Genomic DNA, 1,592 nt, shown 5'->3' on the forward strand with positions numbered 1-1,592 from the left:
AATACATGTTGGTCAGTCCAGGTGAACATGGGGCTATCGATGTCTTTTCTGCCGGGCCTGACAGTGAGCCCAACACCGCAGATGACATAAAGAACTGGGTTGAGAAGGATCACTAACCTTGTCCGCGGTCAAACAATCCGGCTTTACGCTGCTGGAAATACTGATGGTAATGGCCATTTTCGCCATTGCTGCAGGGGTTGTGGTCATGGTTTTACCGTCTGACAACTCACAAATCCAACGCGCTGAGCAAATGAAAACAGTGATGGAATATGCTGCTGAGCGCGCAGTGCTGGAAGGAAAACCGCTCGGGCTTTCCTTAACGGCCGGCGCTTATCAGTTTGTGGTTTTAGGTGGCACGCTAACGTTGATTCCACTAACACGTGAGCCTCAGTGGCAAGAAATTGAATCTTCCCGCATGCCTGTCAGCGGTGAATTTGCGGAAAATGAAACCCTTTCGCTCAGCCCTTTAGCCCTCAATAAATCTATCAACCGCCCACCACAGATTGTTTTTATGCCCGACGGAACACTTTCAGTCTTTGAACTCAGTTTTTCTTCCTCTGCATCTGAACCGGCCTGTTGCAGCATCATTTCTGAAGGACGACTGCCACTGATATTCAATGTCAGAAGGTCTGGAAAATAATGCGTATATCTTCAACGTGTAGTGTTAAAAATCAGCAAGGTATGACTCTGATTGAAGTAATCATTGCCCTCGGCATCTTCGCCACGGCGGCTCTGGCATTACTGAATAGCCTGAGTTCGCAAATGAGCGCAGTAGATCATTTTCGAACTTCTCTCTTTGCCAGCTGGGTTGCTGAAAATACGCTGATAGAAACACAGATCAAAGCGGAAAAAAAAGAAAAAAGACGAGTAACACTAGCCGGGCAGGAATGGTTTGTTGAACAGCAACATACCCTTGATAGAGAGAACAACATTAGCCAGAACCAGGTACGCGTTCTTCAGATTGAAGATGCCCATTCGCCGATCCTTTCGGTGAGCAACTGGACTCAGATAATGGCAGAGAAGCCATGAGCTGCCAGCAGCCAGCCAAACAACAAGGTTTCACGCTGATAGAAGTCATGATTGCGATGACGATATTTGCGCTTCTCAGCCTGCTGGCCTATCAGATCCTTTCCGCATCAGTTAAAAACAGTGAAATAGCACAAGAACACACGGCAAGACTGACCGGAATTCAGACTACATTTTCTTTGCTGGAACGGGATCTGATCCAGATATTGCCACGGCAAACCGATGTGGCAGGAGCTCTTTTATCAGCCTCTGAGACATCATTAAGTTTTACAACCATTGGCAGTTATTCTGCATCAGCCCCCTTGTCTGCCAGTGATCTTACACGGGTTACCTGGACATTTACCGATCACACACTGACGCGCAGCGCACAATCTCTTCCGTCCCAGCCACTGACTGATTCATCAGCGATAACGCCCTTTACCCTGCTGACAGGCGTAAGTTCTTTGCATTGGCGATTCTATTCCGGCGGCTGGACCAACAGCTGGAGCAAAACGGATTCTTTTCCAAAAGTCATCGAACTCATTGTCACGCTGGAAGATATGGGTGAAATACGCCGGTTATTCCTC

Annotated in this window: 4 protein-coding genes; all 4 read left to right on the plus strand. The window is 47.8% G+C overall.

Features of this window, described 5'->3' with window-relative positions; genetic code table 11:
- A partial coding sequence (locus AC1DUO_RS24810) for a type II secretion system protein GspG (protein WP_477989314.1) occupies positions 1-116 on the plus strand: 116 nt, incomplete at its 5' end.
- Between the two features lie 2 nt (positions 117-118).
- Positions 119-640, plus strand: coding sequence for a type II secretion system minor pseudopilin GspH (gene gspH, locus AC1DUO_RS24815; RefSeq protein ID WP_037035596.1), 522 nt, complete (start codon positions 119-121; stop codon positions 638-640).
- Positions 640-1,029 carry a type II secretion system minor pseudopilin GspI gene (gene gspI, locus AC1DUO_RS24820; protein ID WP_121019985.1) on the plus strand — a complete coding sequence of 130 codons (390 nt, stop codon included), beginning with the start codon at positions 640-642 and terminating at the stop codon, positions 1,027-1,029. Before gspH ends, gspI begins: the two co-directional genes overlap by 1 nt.
- A partial coding sequence (gspJ, locus tag AC1DUO_RS24825) for a type II secretion system minor pseudopilin GspJ (RefSeq protein WP_477989312.1) occupies positions 1,026-1,592 on the plus strand: 567 nt, incomplete at its 3' end. The genes gspI and gspJ, both read left to right, overlap by 4 nt.

This window comes from Rahnella sp. P4_A8 (assembly GCF_056402435.1).

Excerpts from the sequence above, each read along its gene's own strand:
- gspI (WP_121019985.1), top strand. The coding sequence starts at position 640 with ATGCGTATATCTTCAACGTGTAGTGTTAAAAATCAGCAAGGTATGACT.